We start from the raw sequence: 5,219 nt of genomic DNA on the forward strand, positions 1-5,219 counted from the left end.
AGAAGTCAGCGGAGGCCATAGTAGCTGCCAGTAGGGGGCGAAGGGCCGAACAGGGGACACCGCAAGTAGGCGGCGGGAACACGGAGCATGTCTGATCTCACACACGCTCCGCATATTGGTGTCGGTGTTTCACCCACGCTCCCCGCTGCAAACTGTGGATGGACACGGTGTTTCAGCAAGACCCAACGGATCAGCGAGCAGGAGAGAGGGCTGCTGAGGCGGCGTCCAGCCATCGAGCCCATCATCGGGCATCTCAAAGCCGATCACCGCATGGACCGCTGCCATCTCTCTTGGGCGAGATGGGCGACCGGCTGCATGCGCCTCGGTGCACGATACACCACCGATCCTTCGATTTGCTGCCAGGGCATGCGAGAGGCCAGCACCGCCAGCGGGTGGCGCAGATCGATCATGTGGTCGATGCGAGAGCGGAAGAAATCGCCCGTGGCAGGACAGGCAAACTTCACAGAAAACTCCCAGAAATCGCGCGCACGAGAATGTGAAATTAGGAGATATTTTAGCCGAGAAAGCGCGAAAACCCACGCTAAATCAAATAGTTATGGGTAAATCATGGGTGACTCTTTGAACTTCCGCATGGGGCGGGTGTATTCCATCTTGCGTTTGAGCCAGTCGGCGCCGCGATCTTGGCTCGAGCCAATTCCCGCAGGCTAGGCCGCATGTGGCGCCAGGAAAAGTCCAAAGCCGCCTTGGCTCGAGCCAAGATTCCTCGCTGACGGCTTCCGGGAAAGCTTGTAGGCCATGGCTCGAGCCAAGCTAGGCGGCGATGTCAGCCCGCGCCATCTACGCAACACATTGCAGGTCGGATGTTATTTTTTGGCGACGAATAAACAATGGTTGTGAAACCTGAGCGAAAATAGCCGCCATTTCTCGCTAACTCGAAAGGAAGTTACCCGTGGTCATCACGATCGGAGCAGAAAAAGGCGGCGTCGCGAAGACGCGATTAGCCACCCATATCGCAGCTTTGGCCGCCGCGAATGGGGTCGACGTAGTTCTTTTGGACACCGACAGGCAGGGCTCGGCCATGAGTTGGTCGAAGATTCGCCACGACGAGGGCATCGAACCGGCGATCCCCGTCCTTGCTTTACCACCCAATCCGGTGCACGAAATAGTCGATTTGTCGAAGAAATACACGCTGGTCGTCGTCGATATCGGCGCCCAGAACTACCGTACGATGCTCGAGTGCGCGCTGCTTTCCGATCTCGTGCTGGTGCCTTGCGGGCCCGATCAGCAAGAGGTGGAATCTACCCTCAACGTCTTCGATACGCTTAAAGGCATGGGTCCCCGCCACGAGTCCGGAGCGATCCCGGCGCACGTCGTGCTCACGCGCGTCTCTCCGGTCGAAGGAGCGAAAGCCACCACCGAACTGCGCGATTACTTCGCCTCCGAAGGCATCTCGGTCTTCGACGCCCAGATCGCCCACCGAGCTGCCTGGCTTGCCACCGGCAAGAGCGGACGGGCTGTGCACGAGCTCAAAGGGCGCGAGCGCTCCGCCAAGGCGATCGGGGAGATGCAGGCGGTTTACGATGAAATTCTGCGCCGCGTCGGTGACGAGGGGTGATCATGGCCACAGGATTCAAAAAACGTGAAGTCTCGGCCGCCCGTGCGGCCGTCGTCGAAGCCGTCGCAGCAAGTGCCCCCATCGTGGGCAACGCGCGCATGGGCGCCTCCGACCCCAATCTTGGCTCGAGCCAAGGCGCATCTAAGCCCAGCGCCCAGAATCTTGGCTCGAGCCAAGATCGCTCCGGCGCCTACCAAGTGGGCATGGTCTATGACGTGCCACTTAGCTTAATCAAGTCCAATCCGGTCAACCCACGCGCGGTCTACACCAGCGCCGCGGTCGACGCCATGGCCATGTCGCTATCGACCTCCGGTCAGCGTATTGCCGCGACAGGCTTTTTGGACGACGACGGCAGGATCGCTCTGATCGAAGGCGAAACGCGCCTGCGCGGCGCGCGCGCCGCGGGGCTGTCGACCTTGCGGATCGAAGTGCGCCCACGCCCGGCCGGCGAGCGCGAGCTCTACGAAGAAGCCCGGGCCGCCAACGTCGAGCGGCGCGACCAGACGCCGCTCGACGACGCACTCAAGTGGCGCGAGCTGCTCGACCGCAAGGTCTATCCAAGCCAGGCCGCCCTGGCTAAGGCGCTGAGCATTGGCGAAGACCAGGTCAGCCGCACCCTGTCGCTGGCGAACCTTCCGCAGCGCGTTATCCTCGCGGCCGCTGAGCACCCCGATCTGATGAACTTGAAGATGCTCAACGCCCTACGCGAATACTGGGAGGTCCAGGGCGACGACGCCGTTATCGACCTGATCGCCGAGGCGGCCAAGTCGGGCCTTGGCTACCGCGACGTGGTCGCGCGGCGCAAGTTTGCCGCCAAGGGCCCGGTGCGCCGCCCGCGCGCCGCGCGCGAACCGATCGCCTTCAGGGGGTCAAAGGGCGAGATCAAAACCTTCGAAGAGGACGGCCGCGTTGAGCTCAGCATCAAGGGCCTCGACTACGACGCCGCCGCCGACCTGGTGGCCAAGCTCATAGCCTTGTTCTCCAAGGAGGCATGAGGGCATGGCCCCATCTCAGGTGAGCTTTTGCAGGGACCTCCGACGACCCAGCTCAGGGTGTAGCGCCCGTCTATGGTGAGCTTTTACGGGGACCTGCGAGAGAAGGCTCAATTTGAGTCCAAAGCGCCTCTCCGCCCGATTGCCAGGATCGCGCGGCCCAGCGCCGCGCATAGAGCCTTGAATGGTGAGCTTCTACAGGGTCCACAGACTCCACATCCGGCGGAACCCGCCGTAAAGTTGCTTGGGACTGCCAAGGCCTCCTGCTCCGTCCTTGCGGGAAGCTCCACGGCGCGCCTCCTGAAGAACATTGCCATGCCGCAACTTCGGTGGAAGCAAGCGCTCGCTATCGCCATGAAGGGGCTTTTGCGGATGATGCGCAGCACTTTGCCGGTCAACCACCCCGCTCGATGGCTTATTGATCCGGCCAGAATATGTTTGAATCCCGTCACCATGGCGAAGTCCGGTATCCAGACACGACGCCAGGCCACGACCTGGCTACCGGAGTTCAATCTTCACTTGGCCGGATCAATAGGTGAGCTTTCGCAGGGACCTGCTGCGATGCTCCATGGTGAGCTTTTGCAGGGACCCAATCCTTCACGCTGGATGGCCGTGGATCCCAATGCCTCGCGAGCCAGGGCTTCGGCCAGGGTATGTTTTGGTGGAAGAGCAGCGCGTTGGCCATTGAGGGTTTTGTTGAAAAACCCTTGGATACCTTAAATACAAATTAAACGCCGAAAAAGCCAAGCCCGGCGCGGGGTTGCGGCCGATTCGGTGAGTGGACACAGGGACCTGGGTGAGATTTTGCAGGGACCAAGGTGAGCTTTGGCAGGGAGAGAGACCCGAATTGGTGAGCTTCTTCGGGGACCAAAGGTGAGTGGACACGGGGACCTAGGTGAGCCTTTGCAGGGACTTGTGCGCAAGAAGCCGTTTGCGCATCTACAGTGAGTGCACTATCATGCGATCAGAAGGTGAGAAGACAAGACGCCGATAGCGTAGGCGATTCGCGTGGAGCTTTTCGGAATAATCCACGGAGGAGGGACCCCGCGCCGCCAAAGGAGCCCATGGCCACCAAGAAGAACAAGAGGAGCAAGGCTCCTGGGAGCGCCCTTGTCATAGCTGAACAAGGCGACCTGCGCCAGTTTCGGAAGACCAACGAAGCGATCGGCCTGAGGGTCGTCGAGGGCAGCCTATCGCTGCTCTCGCGCAAGATATTCAACGTGATGATGTATCACGCGCAGCAGATGCGCGAGCCGGGTATCAACGCGCCGATCGACACCCCGGCAGCCAAGAAGTATTTCTGGATTCCACTCTCCGAGCTCGCCCGCGACGCCGCCTACGACAGCCGAGACGTCGAATACTTGAAGCGCCAGATCGAGGACATGCAGAACATCAAGCTGCTGATAGAAAACGAGCGGCAGTGGACCAGTGAGCGCTTGGTGTCCTCGGTGACGCTGGTGAACCCGCAGGGGTTCAACAAGCACTCGGGACAGACATGGTTCGGCTTCGCCTTTCCGCCGGAGGTCCATGAGCAGGTGATGGCGCCGAGCACCTACACGCGCCTGTCGATCGTCTACCAGAGCTCCCTGCGCTCGGGCTCGGCCTTGGCGCTCTACGAGATATGCCGCCGCTACGCGACCAACCCCTCCAAGCTCACGCACATCCAGACCTACGAGCACTGGCACGGGGTCATCACCGGCAACCCGATCGACCCGGAGAGGCTGCCGGCTTACAAGTACTTCAAGCGCGACACCTTGAAGCCCGCCATCGCCGAGATCAACGCGCTCACCGACATCTCCGTCGAACTGATAGAGCACAAGTCCGGCCGCAAGGTCGAGCGGCTCCAGTTCCGGGTCGAGCAAGCGCAGCAGCCCCAGCTCGAATTCCCGGCGCCACCTCCTGTCGACACCGAGTTGATGGAGCGCGTGATGCGGCTAGGGATCAGCGGCCCAGACGCCTCCGATGTGATGGCCCAGTACCCCGAGGACGTCATCCGAGCGGCACTCGTCCGGGTGGAGGAGCGAGCCTCCACCCCGGGGCTCAGCCCGCTATCCGCCCCGGCTGGCTACTTCCGATGGGCCCTGCAGGATGCCTCCAGGAATCCCGCGCCTGCCCCGAGCTTGCCCAGGCCGAAGGCGAAGCCCGCCAAGGACGGCTACGCCCCTAGCGTCATGGAGCGCTTCCTCGCAGCCCGGGCCAAGGAGGCCTTGGCCGTCTACATGCAGCTCGACGACAAGGACCGCAAGGCCGTTTTCGACGACTTCAAGGCCAAGAACACCAACAAGTCGATCAAGCTCGACAAAGGCATCGAAAATGCCATGGTTCGAGCGCTCTTGTCGTCCTGGTATGCCAAGGAACTCTGGGGCGAGCCCACCGCTCAAGCATTGGCCCAGTTTATCGAACGGTTCGGCGCTTAGAATCTCTCCGTAAATAACGTTTACGCTCAGCGGCACCTTGCGGAAGGCGATGATGGCTGCGGCCAGGTGGTGGAGTGCGAGGAAGCTGCGCTCGAGCTTCTCGTAGCGGACGAGCAGCTTGCGGAGTCGGTTGAACCCGCTATGGCAGACCTCGACCACCCAGCGCCTTGCCTTCCAGGTCGGATCGCGTCGCTTGATGTCGATCTCCGTGCGCCGGTCGACAACGTGCCCAAT

General features: G+C 61.4%; 4 protein-coding genes and 1 pseudogene. 3 read left to right on the forward strand and 2 right to left on the reverse strand.

The window, feature by feature from the left end:
- Positions 1–263 precede the first annotated feature (263 nt).
- Positions 264–410 (reverse strand): hypothetical protein, encoded by a 147-nt coding sequence (locus tag JHC36_RS03020; RefSeq protein WP_287915676.1) that lies wholly within the window; start codon positions 408–410, stop codon positions 264–266.
- Positions 411–910: 500 nt separating this feature from the next.
- Between JHC36_RS03020 and JHC36_RS03025 the strand changes: the two genes are divergently transcribed.
- The 3 genes from JHC36_RS03025 (at position 911) to JHC36_RS03035 (ending at position 4,985) form a co-directional block, all read left to right on the forward strand.
- Positions 911–1,576: a nucleotide-binding protein gene (locus tag JHC36_RS03025; protein ID WP_287915669.1), complete on the forward strand. Its 666-nt coding sequence runs from the start codon at positions 911–913 to the stop codon at positions 1,574–1,576.
- Between the two features lie 2 nt (positions 1,577–1,578).
- Positions 1,579–2,571 carry a ParB/RepB/Spo0J family partition protein gene (locus JHC36_RS03030; protein WP_287915671.1) on the forward strand — a complete coding sequence of 331 codons (993 nt, stop codon included), beginning with the start codon at positions 1,579–1,581 and terminating at the stop codon, positions 2,569–2,571.
- Between the two features lie 1,061 nt (positions 2,572–3,632).
- Entirely contained in the window at positions 3,633–4,985 is a 1,353-nt protein-coding gene (locus JHC36_RS03035; protein WP_287915674.1) for a replication initiation protein, read from the forward strand.
- Positions 4,986–4,991: 6 nt separating this feature from the next.
- Here JHC36_RS03035 and JHC36_RS03040 read toward each other — a convergent pair.
- Positions 4,992–5,219 (reverse strand): annotated as a pseudogene (locus JHC36_RS03040) (transposase); the annotation flags it as partial.

Origin of the sequence: Tibeticola sp. (assembly GCF_022759015.1) — a bacterium.
Taxonomy (GTDB): Bacteria; Pseudomonadota; Gammaproteobacteria; order Burkholderiales; family Burkholderiaceae_C; genus Tibeticola; species Tibeticola sediminis.